This is a genomic window from Streptomyces sp. NPDC012835 (assembly GCF_042900885.1).
GTDB lineage: Bacteria > Actinomycetota > Actinomycetes > Streptomycetales > Streptomycetaceae > Streptomyces.
The window spans coordinates 417,665-432,349 of the sequence record NZ_JBIBBW010000002.1 but is presented as its reverse complement, the minus strand read 5'-3'; the positions used below and the strand labels follow the sequence as shown (position 1 = coordinate 432,349).

The following is a 14,685-nucleotide window of genomic DNA, read 5'->3' as shown; positions in this document are numbered from 1 at the left end:
GAGTCCGGCACGCGGAGCGGGGAGCCCCGCCGAGTCCGGCGCGCGGAGCGGGGAGCCCCGCCGAGTCCTGTGCACGCGGCGGGGAGCCCTGCCCGGTTCCGTCACCGGGCAGGGCTCCCCGTACCGGCGACTCACCGGCCGGGTCAGGGCGTGTACTTGTACCCGACCCGCCGTACGGTCTGGATCGTGCGGCGGTGCTCGGCGCCCAACTTGCGGCGCAGCCGGGCCACATGGACATCGACGGTCCGGCCGTCGCCCACATGTCCGTAGCCCCACACCGTGGTCACCAACTGGTCGCGGGTGTGCACCCGGTTCGGGTGCGCCACCAGATGGGCGAGCAGCTCGAATTCGAGATACGTGAGGTCCAGCTGCTCCCCGTCCACCACGGCGATCCGCTGGACGCTGTCGATCAGTACGGGTCCGGTGCCGCCCTCCGCCGGCGACCGGGGGGCCGACGCGGCCAGCGCCGCCGCGTGCCGTTCGGCCGGTACGAGCACGAGATAGCCGACCATCGGCGGCTGACCCGGCAGCGACGGGAGGGTGTGCTGGGGTGCGGGCAGCCAGGTCGCGTCCGGCGGCAGGAAGTCCACGATCCGGCCCGGGGCGAAGCCGGCGGGAGCGGCCTGCGGGGCCGGGGCCGTCTCGTCACGGTCGACGGCCCGGAGGCGGTGACGGCCCGGGGCGGTCGTGGAGCCGGCGGCCGGGGCGGAGGTGGCGGCGGAGGGGAGCGAGGACAGAACGGAGTTCGCCATGAGGGGTCAGCTCTTTCGCGCGGAGGAGTCGTCGGAACGACAGGACGGACGGCACAGGGGAGGTACGTACGTCAGCGCGCGCGGCCGAAGGCCCGGAAGAGGGGCTTTAGAGGGCCGGCGCGTTCCTCGCGCGGCAACACACCCGGTCGAAGTCGTGGTGCTGCCGGGACGGCCAGAACGGCTCCAGGTCGGTGCGACCTGTCACGGGGTGCTGGAAGCTGGCCATGACCCCATTGAAGCAGACATCGCCGTCACGCGGCACGCTCCATTCATCTGTCGATACGCACGCCCCGCCACCTGCTCGTACGCGTACGAGCGCCACAACGGCAGCGGGGGCGACCGCCGTCGTGGCGGTCGCCCCCGCTGCCGTGACCGGTCGCGCGTGGTGCTGCGGTGGTGGTGCGTGGTGGTGTGCTCGGTGGTCGGTGGTCGGTGGTCGGTGCTCGGTGCTCGGTGGTCGTGCGTGCGCGGTGGTGCTGCGGGTCAGACCTGTCCGGCCTTCTCCAGCGCCGAGCAGCAGGTGTCCACGATCAGCCGCGTCACCAGATACGGGTCCACGTTGGCGTTCGGACGGCGGTCCTCGATGTACCCCTTGCCGTCCTGCTCGACCTGCCACGGGATGCGCACCGAAGCGCCCCGGTTCGAGACGCCGTAGCTGTACTCGTTCCACGGGGCCGTCTCGTGCAGCCCGGTCAGCCGGTCGTCGATGCCCGCGCCGTAGTGCTTGACGTGGTCGAGCGGCTTCGAGCCCTCGCCCAGCGACTCGCAGGCGGTGATGATCGCCTCGTACCCCTCGCGCATCGCCTTCGTGGAGAAGTTGGTGTGCGCGCCCGCGCCGTTCCAGTCGCCCTTCACCGGCTTCGGGTCGAGCGTCGCGGAGACACCGAAGTCCTCGGCGGTGCGGTAGAGCAGCCAGCGGGCGATCCACAGCTGGTCCGCGACCACCAGCGGCGCCAGCGGGCCGACCTGGAACTCCCACTGGCCCGGCATGACCTCGGCGTTGATGCCGGAGATGCCGAGCCCCGCCTTCAGACAGTTGTCGAGATGCGCCTCGACCACGTCACGGCCGAAGATCTCGTCCGCGCCGACACCGCAGTAGTAGCCGCCCTGCGCGGCGGGGAAGCCGCCCTCGGGGAAGCCCAGCGGGCGCGAGCCCTTGAAGAACGTGTACTCCTGCTCGATCCCGAAGATCGGCTCCTGGCCCGCGAACCTCTCCGCGACCTCGGTCAGCGCGGCACGGGTGTTGGACTCGTGCGGCGTCATGTCGATGTTGAGGACCTCGCACAGGACGAGGACGTCGGCACCGCCGCGGATCGGGTCGGGGCAGGAGAAGACCGGCTTCAGCACCCGGTCGGAGGCGTGGCCCTCGGCCTGGTTGGTGCTCGACCCGTCGAAGCCCCAGACGGGCGGCTCCGCACCGTCGGTCAGGATCTTCGTCTTCGAGCGCAGCTTCGCGGTCGGCTCGGTGCCGTCGATCCAGATGTACTCAGCCTTGAACGTCACGGGGCCTCATCCTTTGCGGGTCCAGCAGGTCTTACGGGCAGCCTCGCAACACGGCGTTTCCCGGTGATTGCCCCGCTGTGAACCGAGTGTTACCCAGTTTTACTTCGCTTCATGGTGTTTTGCCCCTGTTGGGAAAGCCCGGCCGCGGCGGGGGAGTTCGGCAAGGGCCCGGGAACGCGCGGCGGCCCCGAAACCGCCGCCCGCGCACATCGGGTCGTACAGCGGCTCGTCACGGGCGGCGGTCCGGGCCGCCCCGCCGCCCCGGCCGCCTTCGGCACGCCCGGTGTGCATCGGAACCCTCCCGCGTCGTATACGGGACCCGGCCCGACGCGGCCGATCCGTCACCCCCGGTCGGGACGGGCGTACGCGGCACCACCACCCAGCCCGCCGGGCCGGTGTGACGGAGCGTTTCGGTTGGCCCCTGAGCGTTGTACTCGGCCCGGCTGAGCGCGACGGTTGGCCCGGGCCGTTCGCGGGTGGCGCTCCGCCGGTCTGATCGGCCGCAGCGTCATGGGTTTCTCGATACTCCACGGCGCGGCCGATGAGTTTGTGGCTCCCGGCCAGTCCAAGCTCGTGACATCCCAGGAAAGGACACTGCCATGTCGGAGCTTCTCGTCGACTTCATCACCTCCCTCGACGGCTACGCGTCGGGAGAGGGGTGGCCCGGGTTCTGGGGCCTGGAGGGCCCGGAGTACCTCGCATGGCTCGGCGAGCAGCCCGAGGCCACCCATCTGATGGGAGCGAACACCTACCGCCTTATGTCGGGTTTCGCCGCAGGCGAGGTCCCGAAGGGCCAAGACGAGTTCAGGCCCGAGGAAGAGGAGTCCGTCGACGAGCTCACGCAGGCGTCCAAGGTGGTGTTCTCCTCCTCACTCGAGGAGCCACTGACGTGGGCCAACTCCACGCTCGTCCGCGACGACGCCGCCGAGGCGGTCCGCGCCATGAAGTCGAGTGGCTCGGGGCTCCTCAGCACAATCGGCAGCCTCAGCCTGTGCCGGTCCCTGCTACGAGCCGGACTCGTCGACCGCTTCCGGGTCGTGATGTTCCCGGTGATCACCGGGGCCACGGGCGAAGAACGCATCTACGACGGCTATCCGGACGTTGCCCTCGACATGATCGAGCACCGCACCTTCGACGGCCGCATCCAACTGGTCGAGTACAAGCCCCGCGTGCTCGAACACCCGCCGCTCGTCGTCCCTGCGTGACGTCGCCCCGGTCCGCCGCTCCGCACCCGTCAGGCCGGCGGACCGGGGGGTGCGGAGCACGACCTCGTAGCGGCCGGTCAACGTCAGGACGCCCGGCCACCTGGCCCCGACCCGTCGCGGGTCAGCCCGGGTACGCCCTCCCGGGCCGCAGTCTGCGCGAAGATCCACCTTTCGGGTACGGATGCGCCGCCGGACGCTGCCCTGGGCAGAGCCTCGCGAGCTGAGCGTTCTACATGGCCGATGGGGCCGACCGAAGCGCTCAGTCACAGCCGGACGGCCGCCGGCGGGCCGACGCCCTCTCCCACGCGGGGGCGGGGACCCGGCACACTGACCCGTATGAACAAGCCCCGTATCGGACTTCTCGGCACCGGCCCCTGGGCGGAGCGCGTGCACGCGCCCGCTCTCGCCGCCCATTCCGGCATCGAGTTCAGCGGTGTGTGGGGGCGGCGGCCCGAGGCCGCCGCCGCGCTCGCCGCCGCGCACGACGCCGCCGCCCACTCGGGCGAGGCCGGGCTCGATGTGCTGTTCGCCGAGAGCGACGCCATCGCGTTCGCGCTGCCGCCCGACGTCCAGGCGCCGCTGGCCGCCCGCGCCGCCGCCGCCGGATGTCACCTGATCATGGACAAGCCGGTCGCGACGACCGTGACCGGCGCCCGGACGGTGGCGGACGCGGCGGCGCGGGCCGGGGTGGCGTCCGTGGTGTTCTGCACCGTGCGGTTCGCGCCACCCACCGCGCGGTGGGTGGCGGAGCAGGCCGCGAAGGGCGGCTGGTTCACGGCCCACGCGTACTGGCTCGGCGGCCTCTACTCACCGGGGAGCGACAGCCCGTTCGCCGCGTCGCCGTGGCGCCGGGAGAAAGGCGGCCTGTGGGACGTCGGACCGCACGCGCTCTCGGCGCTGATCCCGCTGCTCGGCGAGGTGGCCGAGGTCACGGCCGTACGCAGCGAACCCGACCTCACCCACCTCGTGCTGCGGCATGTGTCGGGCGCGGCCAGCTCGGTGGCGCTGAGCCTGAGCGCGCCGCAGGCGAGCGCGGGCACCGGCCTCGAAGTGCGCGGTGAGCACGGCACGGCCGCGTTGCCGCAGGACTGGGGCGACCACGTCGACTCGTTCGCCGCCGCCGTGGACGCGCTGCTGGAGGCGGTGCGCACGGGACAGCCGCACGCCTGCGACGTGCGCTTCGGGCTGCGGCTGACGGAGATCCTGGCGGCGGCCGAGGCGCAGCTGACGGCGGGGGCGGCTGCCGGGGCGACGGCGGGAGGGGCGGCCGGATAGCGGACCGGCTCGAACGCCGCGCCCTTGGACGGGGCGCGGCTCCCCTCCTTGTCCCTGGGCCCGAACCGGTTCGTCAAATGGCCTCTGGCCAGGGGCGATTGTCAGTGGGGGGCGGTAAAATGGAGGTAGTTCGTGAGGGTCCAACCACCGTGCCGGGAGGTCGCCGATGGCTGTTGCCACCATCACCACGAAATCCGCCAGAACCTCGTCCAGGACCGCGTCCGAGTCATCGCCGAGGACGTCGGCCGCGGCGTCCCGCAGGACACCTCCGGCTCTCCGGCGCAAGCCGCTGCCCGCGGGCCGGCCCCGCGAGTGGTACGAGACGCACAACCGGCGTCTGAAGGCGATGCGCCTCGCCATCGCCCTGCTGGATTCGGGCGTGTACGCGCCGGAGAAGGCGAGCAATCGGAGGATACGGAGCACGGCCGCCCGTATCGGAATCCACCCGCCGTCCAACACCACCTGCCGCATGGTGCGCACCCTGATCGGCTGACCGGCCCTCCGGGGCGTCGGCCGACCGCCGTTCCCCCGGCCCCGAACAGGGCCGGGGGCAACGGCGGTTGACGCCTCCACGTACCCCCCTGCCGCGCGTACCGGACGGCCGCGCGTACCGGACGGCCGCGCGTACCGGACGGCCGCGTGTACGGCGCCGGACCGGCGCGCGGGTTTCCAGGACGCGGCGCACGGTTCAGGACACGACACGCCGCCGCCAGCGCACTTCACCGTTCTGCCACTCGTCGGTGGGCGCGAGACCGACCGAAGCGGCGACGGCGGCCGAGGCCGCGTGGTCCGGATGGACATGGGCGATCAGAGTCCCCACGCCCCGCTCCTCCAGCCACCGCACCAGCCCCCGCGCCGCCTCCTGCGCGATGCCGCGCCCCTGCCACGCGGTGCCCACCACCCAGGCGATCTCCGCGACAAGACCGGCGCCGTCACGGCTCGGGGTCACCGTCGCCTGGACGTAACCGACCAGAGAGCGCCCCCGCCCCGCCCCGTCCTCGACGCCGATCACCCAGTTGCACCAGGAGATGACCGGAAGCGGCGAGCCGGCGACCATCCGCGCGTACCGCCCGCGCAACTCCTCCACCGTCGAAGGCGCCCCGCCGATGTAGCGGTGCAGCGCCGGATCCGCCAGTACGGCGGCCATCTCCTCCGCGTGCTCGACCCGCAGGGGCAGCAGCGTCAGCCGCTCGGTGCCGATGGCCGCCGTCAGGATCGCCGTCACGACGAGCCGTCCCGCGCCCGCCGCTCGCTCCCCGGCCCCCGCGCCCCCGCGATCCGCACGCCGGCGTGCTCCCGCCCCCGCGCGGCGGGGGAGCCCGTCCCGCCCGCGCTGCACCGCTCAAGGGGCGGAAGCCCCTGGTAGGTCCTCATGGGGGCATGGTGCCAGCGCCCACCGACAACCGGCGCCCCACGGTTCGCGACGGCCCGGCGCGCGGGGCTAACCTGTGTCCACGGCAGCCCGCTCGGGCGGCCGTACGGCGGTGGGGCCCGCCGTACCCGAACCGCGGTGCCACCGCCGCCAACGGTCCCTACTTGCGAGGAAGCGTGCCCGGAATCCGGCGCGCCTGCGAGTAGGAGAGACGTATGCCCATGGGACACCACCGACCGCGACACCACCAACCGCGACACCACCGACCGCGACACCCCCGACACCGGCCGCTGCGCGAGCGGGTGCGCGACCAGTGGCGTCCGGTCGCCGTCGTGGCGCTGGGCGGCGCGATCGGCGCCTCGGCGCGTTACGGATCGTCCCTCATATGGCCCACCGCGCCGGCCGCCTTTCCCTGGACGACGCTGATCGTGAACGCGGCCGGATGCGCGGTGATCGGTGTGTTCATGGTGGTGATCACCGACCTGTGGCAGGCGCACCCGCTGGTACGGCCGTTCTTCGGCACCGGCGTCCTGGGCGGGTTCACCACCTTCTCCACCTACGCCGTGGACATCCAGCGGCTGGTGGCCGACGGCCGGACCCGCACGGGGCCGGCCTACCTGGGACTGACCCTGATCGCCGCGTTCGGCGCGGTGTGGACCGCGGTGTGGCTGACACGCCGTGTACTGACGTGGAGGCGGACATGACCGGGCTGACGGGCAGGGCGCTGCGCGCGACGATCTTCGTGGGGGAGGCCGACCTGTGGCACCACCGGCCCGTCTACACCGAGATCGTGCACCGCGCGCACGCGGCGGGCCTCGCGGGAGCCAGTGTGTTCCGGGGGATCGAGGGGTACGGGGCGTCCTCGCTGATCCACACCCAGCGGCTGCTGTCGCTGAGCGAGGACCTGCCGGTGGCCGTGGTGATCGTGGACACCGAGGAGAAGGTGCGGGCGTTCCTGCCACAACTGGACGAGCTGGTCACCGAGGGGCTGGTCATCCTGGACGACTGCGAGGTACACCGTTACGCGGGCCGGCAGGAGGCGCGGTGAACTGGCTGCTGGTGGTCCTCGGCGCGACCGTCGGCGCCCCGCTGCGCTACCTCACCGACCGGTCCGTGCAGCGCCGGCACGACTCGGTCTTCCCGTGGGGGACGCTCGTGGTCAATGTGGCGGGCTGTCTGATCCTCGGCCTGGTCACGGGCGCGGTCACGGCGGGGGCCGCGTCGTCCGGTGCGCAACTGCTGCTCGGTACGGGGCTGTGCGGGGCGCTGACGACGTACTCGACGTTCAGCTACGAGACGCTGCGGCTGGCGGAGGACGGCGCCGGGTTCTACGCGCTGGCCAATGTGGCGGCGAGTGTGGTGGCCGGCCTCGGGGCGGTCTACGCGGGGGTGGCGGTGGCGGGGGCGGTGTGGCCGTAGGGCTCGCAGCGCCCCCCCCGTACCCGCTCGGTACCCCGGCAGGCAGGCCGGCAGGCCGGCCGGGCCCGGCCCGGTCAGGCGCCCGGGGCGTCCCCGGCGGGGGCGGTGAGGCCGAAGGGCAGCTCGGGCCGGGCGTCGGCGATCTCCAGCAGCCGGTTGTACTTGGCGACCCGCTCCCCGCGCGCCGGGGCCCCCGACTTGAGCTGCCCGCAGCCCGCGCCGACGGCCAGGTCGGCGATGAAGGTGTCCGTGGTCTCACCGGAGCGGTGGGAGACCATCTGGGTGTAACCGGCGCCCCGGCAGACGCCGATGGCGGCCATCGTCTCGGTGACGGTGCCGATCTGGTTCACCTTGATCAGCGCGGAGTTCCCGACGTTCCGGCCGATCGCCTCGGCGATGACCGCCGGATGGGTGACGAACAGGTCGTCGCCCATGAGCTGGACCCGGTCGCCCAGCCGCGCGGTCAGCCGCTCCCAGCCGGCCCAGTCGTCCTCGCCGAGACCGTCCTCGATGGACCAGACGGGAAAACGGTCCACGATCTCCTCGTACCGGTCGATGAGCTGGTCGGAGGTCAGCTCCTCGCCCGCGACCCGGTAACGGCCGTCCTCCGTACGGAGTTCGCTCGCCGCCGGGTCCAGCGCGATGGCCACGCCGTCGCGGCCGGGGGTGTATCCGGCGTCCGAGATGGCGGCGACCAGCTCCCGCAGTACATCCTCCGGCCGGTCGAGGGCGGGCGCGAAACCGCCCTCGTCGCCCAGCCCGACGGTGTGCCCCCCGGCGGCGAGCCGGGCCTTCAGCCGGGCGTACACCTCGGCCCCGGCGCGTACGGCCTCCGGCAGTCCGGCGGCACCGAGCGGGGCGATCATGAACTCCTGGAAGTCCAGGTTGTTGGCGGCGTGCACACCGCCGCTGACGACGTTGAAGTGCGGCACCGGCAGCAGCGCCGGCGCGCCCGCCAGGGCGGCGATGTGCTGCCACAACTCGCGGTCGTACTGCGCCGCCTCCGTACGGGCGGCGGCGAGCGAGACGCCGATGATCGCGTTGGCGCCCAGCCGGGACTTGTCCGGGGTGCCGTCGAGGTCGATGAGTGTGGCGTCCACCTCTTCGAGCGACGCGAAACGCTGGCCGGTGAGCGCCTGGGCGATCTCGCCGTTGACGTGGGCGACCGCCCGCCGCACACCCTGTCCGCCGTACCGTTCCTCGTCCCCGTCGCGCAGCTCGACGGCCTCCCGGGAACCGGTGGACGCCCCGGCGGGGACCCCGGCCCGCACCCGCAGCCCGCTGTCGGTCTCCAGGGTGACGACGAGAGTGGGCCTGGCGCGGGAGTCGAGGATCTCGACGGCGCGGAGGCGCGCGATACGGAGCACGGGGCGTCAGCCGCCGGTGCCGGTGTGGGGGCTGGTACCGAGGCCGGTGCCGGGGCGGACGGGGGCGGGGTGAGCGGGAGCGGGGGCGCCGGCGGAGCGCACGGCGCCGGGGTGCGCCACGGCGCGCGTCCGGGACGCCGCGATCTCCGCGTACGCCTGTTCGCGCCCCTCCCAGTGGGACCCCTCGACCGATTTGCCGGGCTCCAGTTCCTTGTAGACCTGGAAGAAGTGGGTGATCTCCAGCAGATCGAAGTCCGAGACATCGGTGATCTCCTGGAGCGCGGCCTGCCGGGGGTCGTCGGAGGGTACGCACAGGACCTTCTCGTCCGGACCCTGCTCGTCACGCATCATGAACATGCCGAGGGCGCGGCAGCGGATCACACAACCGGGAAAGGTCCGGTCGCCCACCAGCACCAGCGCGTCCAGCGGTTCACCGTCCCGACCCAGGGTGCCCTCGATGTAGCCGTAGTCGGCGGGATAGCGGGTGGCGGTGAACAGTGTCCGGTCGAGCCGGATGCGCCCGGCGGTGTGGTCCATCTCGTACTTGTTGCGCGACCCCTGCGGGATCTCCACGGTGACGTCGAACGCGGTCGGATCGGATGCCATGACAATCGCCTCCACCGGGAATCCGACCACGCATCGGGCCGGCCCGCAGCTCACGGGGCATTCGGGCGCACAGGCACGGCCCGGCGCGCGCCCCCGCGCCCGGCGCCCGCGCCCGGCGCCCGAGCCCCGCGCCCGAGCCCCGCGCCCGAGCCCCGCGCCCGCGCCCGGGTCCCGCGCCCGGGTCCCGCGCCCAGCGCCCGAGCCTCGCGCCCGCGCCCGGGTATCCGCCGCCGGACGATGCGCGTTGACGTGCGTTGACACGCGAGCGGCGGGGCGGCTGTAATGGTGCGCGTGTCGCGTGACACCGGCCAAAGAGCAGTGGGCCGGCCGGTGATCGGGCGAACACCTTCACCGAGGGACCACGCCATGAGTTCACACTCCGCGCCTCGCGACTGATCCGCGCCACCGGGCGCACCACGCGCCTCCAGCGCCGCGCCCCGAGCGCCGTCCCCGCAGGTCATCCCCGTCCTCGACGCACCGCATCGCATCGCATCGCACCGTGCCGTGCCGTGCTGCGCCGCGCCGCGCCGCGCCTCGTCGTGCCACGACGCGCCGGGCAGTGTTCCGGCGCCGTCACCGAGGACAGCCGTACCCACTTCTTCCGGAGAGCCCACACCACATGCCCAGGTCCTTCAACCACGCCGTCATCGAAGAGTTCCGCGCCCACGGCGGAAAGGTGGGCGGCCCCTTCGAGGGCGGCGACCTCCTCCTGCTGACCACCACCGGAGCGCGGTCGGGCGCCCGGCACACCGTGCCGCTCGGCTACGTCCGCGACGGCGAGCGGCTGCTGCTCGTCGCGTCGGCGGGAGGCGCGCACCACCACCCCGCCTGGTACCACAACCTGCTGGCCCACCCCGTGGTCACGGTGGAGATCGGCACCGAACGGTACGAGGCCGTCGCCGTCCCCGCCGAGGGCGCGCGGCGCGACCGCCTGATGCGGCGGGTCGTCCGCGTCGCGCCCGGATACGGCGACTACCAGGCCGCGACGTCCAGGGTGCTGCCGGTCGTGGTGCTGGAGCGCCCGCGACACGAGGAATCCGGCACACCAGGGGAGCCCGGAGACCGCACGGCGGCCCCGCGCGAGATCACCACCCTCGCGGACAAGCTGCTGGAGACGCACACCTGGCTGCGCGCGCAGCTGCGGTACGTACGCTCCGAGGCCGAGGCCCACCTCGCCGTGCGGGCGGCCCACCAGGGGCCCGGCGAACCGCCCGCGCCGGGGATCGGAATGCGGATCCGGCAGCACTGCCTGGCCTTCTGCGACGCCCTGACGTTCCACCACACCGGCGAGGACGCGTACATCTTCCCGGCGCTCGCGCACCACCACCCCCGGCTGCGCGACACACTCGACCGGCTCGGGGAGGAACACCGCACGATCGGACGGATGAAGGACGAGCTGATCGCCCTGCTGGCCGACGTCGGCACCGCTGCCCCTGATCGTTTCCGTGAGGAACTGGGCCGGATCACAAGGGAGTTGGAGGCGCACCTGGACTACGAGGAGGAGTCGCTGCTTCCCGCACTGGCGGAGGTCCCGTTCCCACCGACAGCACCCGCGGCGCCCGGGACACCGTCGGCACCGTGAGGTGACAGCCGACTCCCAGCGGGGGCGGCGTCGGAGGAGGAAAAGGAGGAGGAAGAGGAGGAGGAGGACCGGCCGGCCGGGTCGGTCCTCCGGGCCCGGTACGCCATCCACGCGGCGACCAGCGCGCCCGACACGTTGTGCCACACCGAGAACACCGCGGCGGGCAGCGCGGCCAGCGGGCTGAAGTGCGCGGTGGCCAGCGACGCGGCGAGCCCCGAGTTCTGCATACCGACCTCGAACGCCATGGCGCGGCTCGCGGGCGGCCCGAGCCGCGCCAGCTTCCCCGCGCCGTAGCCGAGCGCCAGCCCGAGACCGTTGTGCAGCACCACCGCGACGAACACCAGCAGCGCCGCCGACTTGATCGCCGCCGCGCTCCCCGCCACCACCACCGCGACGATCACCGCGATCGTCACCGCCGACAGCCACGGCAGCGCCCCCAGCACCCGGTCCACATACCGCCCCGCCAGCAGCCGAACCGCCAGCCCCGCCAGGACCGGGAGCAGCACCGTCTTCAGGATGTCGGAGACCATGGCCCCCGCGTCGACCGGCAGGAACTCACCCGCCAGCAGCAGTGTCAGCGGCGGTGTGACGAGGGGCGCGAGCACCGTCGACACCGTGGCCACCGACACGGACAGCGCCACATCGCCCCGCGCCAGATAGGTCACCACATTGGACGAGGTGCCACTCGGCGCACACCCGACCAGAATCACCCCCGCCGCCAACTGCGGCGGCAGCCCGAGCGCGTTGGCGATCAGCCAGCCCAGGCCGGGCATGATCACATAGTGCGCCACCAGCCCGAGCCCCACCGCCCAGGGGCGCCTGGCGACCCCCTGGAAGTCCTTCGGCGTCATGGTCAGCCCCATACAGAACATGACGACGCCCAGCAGGTACGGCACGGACGTCTTCCACTCCGCGAACGCCCCCGGCATCACCATCCCGAGCGCCCCTGCCACCAGCACCAGCACGGGAAACACCGTCACAGCCAGCCGAGCCGCCCGATCGGCGGCATCACGTCCGGCGGGGGACTCGTGTCCGTCTTCGCGTTCGCATTCGTTGTCAGATCCCACGGCGCGATGCAACGCCTCACGAGCGCGCTCCGCAACACCGTCTCGGCATATGACCACGGAGCCCCGCAAACCCGTCGCCCGGGGCATACGGTCCGGCCCGGCCGGCCCCTTGAGGAGAGCCGCGACGTCTCGTCGGCGATTCCGGAGAGGCACTGCCCCGGAGCGTGGAGCCACCGGAGCGTGGAGCCACCGGAGCGCGGAGCCACCGGAGCGCGCCGTCGGTCCGTTCCCCTGCTTCCGCCCCCCGAAGACCGACAGGGCCGCCGACCACGCCTCGAAGGCGGCGGCCGACGGCCCTGCGTCGCGCACTACCGGGAGAGTGCCCCGCTGCGCCGGGGAGCCGCTCCAGCGATTCAGCGGCTCTCCGGCTCGGGCCCTCCGGCTTAGATGTCGAAGTACAGCTCGAACTCGTGCGGGTGCGGGCGCAGCTGGATGGGGGCGATTTCCTTGGTGCGCTTGTAGTCGATCCAGGTCTCGATCAGGTCCGCCGTGAAGACGCCGCCCGCCTGGAGGTACTCGTTGTCCGCCTCCAGCGCGTCCAGGACGGCGGGGAGGGAGGTCGGGACCTGGGGGACGCCCGCGTGCTCCTCGGGGGCCAGCTCGTAGAGGTCCTTGTCGATCGGCTCGGCCGGCTCGATCTTGTTCTTGATGCCGTCGAGGCCCGCGAGCAGGAGCGCGGAGAAGGCCAGGTACGGGTTGGAGGACGGGTCCGGCGCGCGGAACTCGACGCGCTTGGCCTTCGGGTTGGAGCCCGTGATCGGGATGCGCATCGCGGCCGAGCGGTTGCGCTGCGAGTAGACCATGTTGACCGGGGCCTCGAAGCCGGGGACCAGGCGGTGGTACGAGTTGACCGTCGGGTTGGTGAAGGCCAGCAGCGACGGGGCGTGCTTGAGGATGCCGCCGATGTAGTAGCGGGCGGTGTCCGAGAGGCCCGCGTAGCCCTGCTCGTCGTAGAAGAGGGGGGTGCCGCCCTGCCACAGGGACTGGTGGACGTGCATGCCGGAGCCGTTGTCACCGAAGATCGGCTTGGGCATGAAGGTCGCGGTCTTGCCGTTGCGCCAGGCGACGTTCTTCACGATGTACTTGAAGAGCATCAGGTCGTCGGCCGCGGCGAGCAGCGTGTTGAACTTGTAGTTGATCTCGGCCTGGCCGGCGGTGCCCACCTCGTGGTGCTGCCGCTCGACCTGGAGGCCCGACGCCTCCAGCTCCAGGGAGATCTCGGCGCGCAGGTCGGCGAAGTGGTCGACCGGCGGGGCGGGGAAGTAGCCGCCCTTGTAGCGGACCTTGTAGCCGCGGTTGTCCTCGACCGCGCCGGTGTTCCAGGCGCCGGCCTCGGAGTCGATGTGGTAAAAGCCCTCGTTGGCGGTGGTGTTGAAACGCACGCTGTCGAAGACGTAGAACTCGGCCTCCGGGCCGAAGTACGCGGTGTCCGCGATGCCGGTGGAGGCGAGGTACGCCTCCGCCTTCTTGGCGATGTTGCGCGGGTCGCGGCTGTACTGCTCGCCCGTGATCGGGTCGTGGATGAAGAAGTTGATGTTCACGGTCTTGTCGCGGCGGAAGGGGTCCACCCGGGCCGTCGACAGGTCCGCGCGCAGCGCCATGTCCGACTCGTGGATCGCCTGGAAACCACGGATCGACGAGCCGTCGAAGGCCAGCTCCTCGCTCGGGTCGAACGCCTTCGCCGGGATCGTGAAGTGCTGCATCACGCCAGGCAGGTCGCAGAACCGGACGTCGACGAATTTCACGTCCTCGTCCGCGATGAACTTCTTGGCCTCGTCGGCGTTCTGGAACATCCAGCTCCTCCTCCTCCCGTCCCGGGGAGGGGCGGGGGTTATCGGTCGTGCGGCCAGTGCGGTGGCACACGCTGGACCCGACCATAGGTTTCCGGGATTTCTCCAGCATGACCCATTTGTTTCACCGAAGTTAACCAGCCAGGGCGTGCGCCGGGCGTACGACGGCTCCGCACCGCTACCCCCGTACCCCGTGGCCATGCCTGCCGCCGAGCCTGTTCCGCCCGTTCCGCCCCCGTTCCCCGTGCCCGGACACCCCCGCAGTACCGTGGTCGGGTGGATAACAGGCAAGCAATCGGATCGTGGCTCTCCGGACCGCGCGCGGCGGCCGAACAGATGGGCGTCGACTTCGGCTACCGGGGTGAACGGCTCGGTCTGCCGGAGCACGGGCCCGGCTCCGTCGCCCCCCTCGGCCGGCGCTTCGGCGCCCTGTTCGTGGACTGGGCGCTCTGCATGCTGATCGCATACGGGCTGCTCTCCGGCGGTGACTGGCAGGCGTCGGGGAACTGGGCGCTCGGCGTCCTGCTCGTCCTCAGCCTGCTCACCGTCGGGACGGTCGGCTTCACGCCCGGAAAGCGCCTCTTCGGCCTCCGGGTCATCGCGGAGAACGGGGGGCGGATCGGACCCGGCCGCGTCCTCGTCCGTACCGTACTGCTCTGCCTGGCCATCCCGGCGCTGGTCTGGGACCGCGACGGGCGCGGGCTGCACGACCGGCTCGCCCGCGCCGTACAGGTGCGGATCTGATCC

At 72.3% G+C, this 14,685-nt stretch carries 15 protein-coding genes and 1 pseudogene; 8 read left to right on the top strand and 8 right to left on the bottom strand.

From position 1 onward, the window contains the following. Positions 1 to 143 precede the first annotated feature (143 nt). Together ACFY6S_RS09415 and glnII are read right to left on the bottom strand one after the other, a co-directional pair. On the bottom strand, positions 144 to 752 hold the full coding sequence (locus ACFY6S_RS09415) for a winged helix-turn-helix domain-containing protein (RefSeq protein ID WP_388820908.1): 609 nt from the start codon (positions 750 to 752) through the stop codon (positions 144 to 146). Between the two features lie 483 nt (positions 753 to 1,235). Then, positions 1,236 to 2,255, bottom strand: coding sequence for a glutamine synthetase (gene glnII, locus ACFY6S_RS09410; RefSeq protein WP_388820905.1), 1,020 nt, complete (start codon positions 2,253 to 2,255; stop codon positions 1,236 to 1,238). 599 nt (positions 2,256 to 2,854) lie between these two features. On the opposite strand from glnII, the gene ACFY6S_RS09405 reads away from it, so the two are divergent. From ACFY6S_RS09405 to ACFY6S_RS09395, 3 genes are all read left to right on the top strand, one after another. Further along, positions 2,855 to 3,460 carry a dihydrofolate reductase family protein gene (locus tag ACFY6S_RS09405; protein WP_388820902.1) on the top strand — a complete coding sequence of 202 codons (606 nt, stop codon included), beginning with the start codon at positions 2,855 to 2,857 and terminating at the stop codon, positions 3,458 to 3,460. Between the two features lie 336 nt (positions 3,461 to 3,796). After that, positions 3,797 to 4,735, top strand: a complete 939-nt coding sequence (locus tag ACFY6S_RS09400; protein WP_388820899.1) for a Gfo/Idh/MocA family protein — start codon at positions 3,797 to 3,799, stop codon at positions 4,733 to 4,735. A 166-nt stretch (positions 4,736 to 4,901) separates the two neighbouring features. Further along, entirely contained in the window at positions 4,902 to 5,228 is a 327-nt protein-coding gene (locus ACFY6S_RS09395; protein WP_388820896.1) for a hypothetical protein, read from the top strand. 195 nt (positions 5,229 to 5,423) lie between these two features. Here ACFY6S_RS09395 and ACFY6S_RS09390 read toward each other — a convergent pair whose 3' ends face one another. Both ACFY6S_RS09390 and ACFY6S_RS09385 read right to left on the bottom strand, forming a co-directional pair. Further along, the gene (locus tag ACFY6S_RS09390) at positions 5,424 to 5,960 is read right to left on the bottom strand and encodes a GNAT family N-acetyltransferase (RefSeq protein ID WP_388820893.1); all 537 of its coding nucleotides are present in this window, start codon (positions 5,958 to 5,960) and stop codon (positions 5,424 to 5,426) included. After that, complete coding sequence (locus tag ACFY6S_RS09385) at positions 5,957 to 6,109, bottom strand: hypothetical protein (RefSeq protein ID WP_388820890.1); 153 nt, start codon at positions 6,107 to 6,109, stop codon at positions 5,957 to 5,959. Before ACFY6S_RS09385 ends, ACFY6S_RS09390 begins: the two co-directional genes overlap by 4 nt. 219 nt (positions 6,110 to 6,328) lie before the next feature. On the opposite strand from ACFY6S_RS09385, the gene ACFY6S_RS09380 reads away from it, so the two are divergent. From ACFY6S_RS09380 to crcB, 3 genes are read left to right on the top strand one after another with little or no spacing between them, the layout of a single operon-like run. Beyond that, positions 6,329 to 6,811, top strand: a complete 483-nt coding sequence (locus ACFY6S_RS09380; RefSeq protein ID WP_388821582.1) for a fluoride efflux transporter FluC — start codon at positions 6,329 to 6,331, stop codon at positions 6,809 to 6,811. Then, positions 6,808 to 7,155, top strand: a complete 348-nt coding sequence (locus ACFY6S_RS09375; RefSeq protein ID WP_388820887.1) for a DUF190 domain-containing protein — start codon at positions 6,808 to 6,810, stop codon at positions 7,153 to 7,155. The genes ACFY6S_RS09380 and ACFY6S_RS09375 overlap by 4 nt, the downstream gene beginning before the upstream one ends. Then, entirely contained in the window at positions 7,152 to 7,526 is a 375-nt protein-coding gene (gene crcB, locus ACFY6S_RS09370; RefSeq protein ID WP_388820884.1) for a fluoride efflux transporter CrcB, read from the top strand. The genes ACFY6S_RS09375 and crcB overlap by 4 nt, the downstream gene beginning before the upstream one ends. A 74-nt stretch (positions 7,527 to 7,600) precedes the next feature. On the opposite strand, the gene eno is transcribed toward crcB, so the two are convergent. Further along, the gene (gene eno / locus ACFY6S_RS09365) at positions 7,601 to 8,893 is read right to left on the bottom strand and encodes a phosphopyruvate hydratase (protein ID WP_388820881.1); all 1,293 of its coding nucleotides are present in this window, start codon (positions 8,891 to 8,893) and stop codon (positions 7,601 to 7,603) included. A gap of 120 nt (positions 8,894 to 9,013) precedes the next feature. Next, positions 9,014 to 9,499 (bottom strand): annotated as a pseudogene (locus tag ACFY6S_RS09360) (inorganic diphosphatase); the annotation flags it as partial. Positions 9,500 to 10,118: 619 nt separating this feature from the next. On the opposite strand from ACFY6S_RS09360, the gene ACFY6S_RS09355 reads away from it, so the two are divergent. Continuing rightward, a complete protein-coding gene (locus tag ACFY6S_RS09355) occupies positions 10,119 to 11,081 on the top strand; it encodes a nitroreductase/quinone reductase family protein (protein WP_388820878.1) in 963 nt (320 codons plus the stop codon). On the opposite strand, the gene ACFY6S_RS09350 is transcribed toward ACFY6S_RS09355, so the two are convergent. Continuing rightward, positions 10,991 to 12,148, bottom strand: a complete 1,158-nt coding sequence (locus tag ACFY6S_RS09350; protein WP_388820875.1) for a bile acid:sodium symporter family protein — start codon at positions 12,146 to 12,148, stop codon at positions 10,991 to 10,993. The two genes, ACFY6S_RS09355 and ACFY6S_RS09350, sit on opposite strands and share 91 nt — an antisense overlap. A 383-nt stretch (positions 12,149 to 12,531) precedes the next feature. Continuing rightward, on the bottom strand, positions 12,532 to 13,941 hold the full coding sequence (gene glnA, locus ACFY6S_RS09345) for a type I glutamate--ammonia ligase (RefSeq protein ID WP_388820872.1): 1,410 nt from the start codon (positions 13,939 to 13,941) through the stop codon (positions 12,532 to 12,534). Positions 13,942 to 14,214: 273 nt separating this feature from the next. Here glnA and ACFY6S_RS09340 point away from each other — a divergent pair, with 273 nt between their 5' ends. Continuing rightward, positions 14,215 to 14,682, top strand: coding sequence for an RDD family protein (locus ACFY6S_RS09340; RefSeq protein WP_388820869.1), 468 nt, complete (start codon positions 14,215 to 14,217; stop codon positions 14,680 to 14,682). Positions 14,683 to 14,685: the final 3 nt, after the last annotated feature.

Bases quoted from the DNA above. Each gene is read 5' to 3' on its own strand.
- ACFY6S_RS09395 (WP_388820896.1), top strand. From the start codon at position 4,902: ATGGCTGTTGCCACCATCACCACGAAATCCGCCAGAACCTCGTCCAGG.
- glnA (WP_388820872.1), bottom strand. From the start codon at position 13,941: ATGTTCCAGAACGCCGACGAGGCCAAGAAGTTCATCGCGGACGAGGAC.
- ACFY6S_RS09355 (WP_388820878.1), top strand. From the start codon at position 10,119: ATGCCCAGGTCCTTCAACCACGCCGTCATCGAAGAGTTCCGCGCCCAC.
- ACFY6S_RS09400 (WP_388820899.1), top strand. From the start codon at position 3,797: ATGAACAAGCCCCGTATCGGACTTCTCGGCACCGGCCCCTGGGCGGAG.
- ACFY6S_RS09385 (WP_388820890.1), bottom strand. From the start codon at position 6,109: ATGAGGACCTACCAGGGGCTTCCGCCCCTTGAGCGGTGCAGCGCGGGC.
- ACFY6S_RS09375 (WP_388820887.1), top strand. From the start codon at position 6,808: ATGACCGGGCTGACGGGCAGGGCGCTGCGCGCGACGATCTTCGTGGGG.
- ACFY6S_RS09405 (WP_388820902.1), top strand. From the start codon at position 2,855: ATGTCGGAGCTTCTCGTCGACTTCATCACCTCCCTCGACGGCTACGCG.
- ACFY6S_RS09380 (WP_388821582.1), top strand. From the start codon at position 6,329: ATGGGACACCACCGACCGCGACACCACCAACCGCGACACCACCGACCG.
- ACFY6S_RS09415 (WP_388820908.1), bottom strand. From the start codon at position 752: ATGGCGAACTCCGTTCTGTCCTCGCTCCCCTCCGCCGCCACCTCCGCC.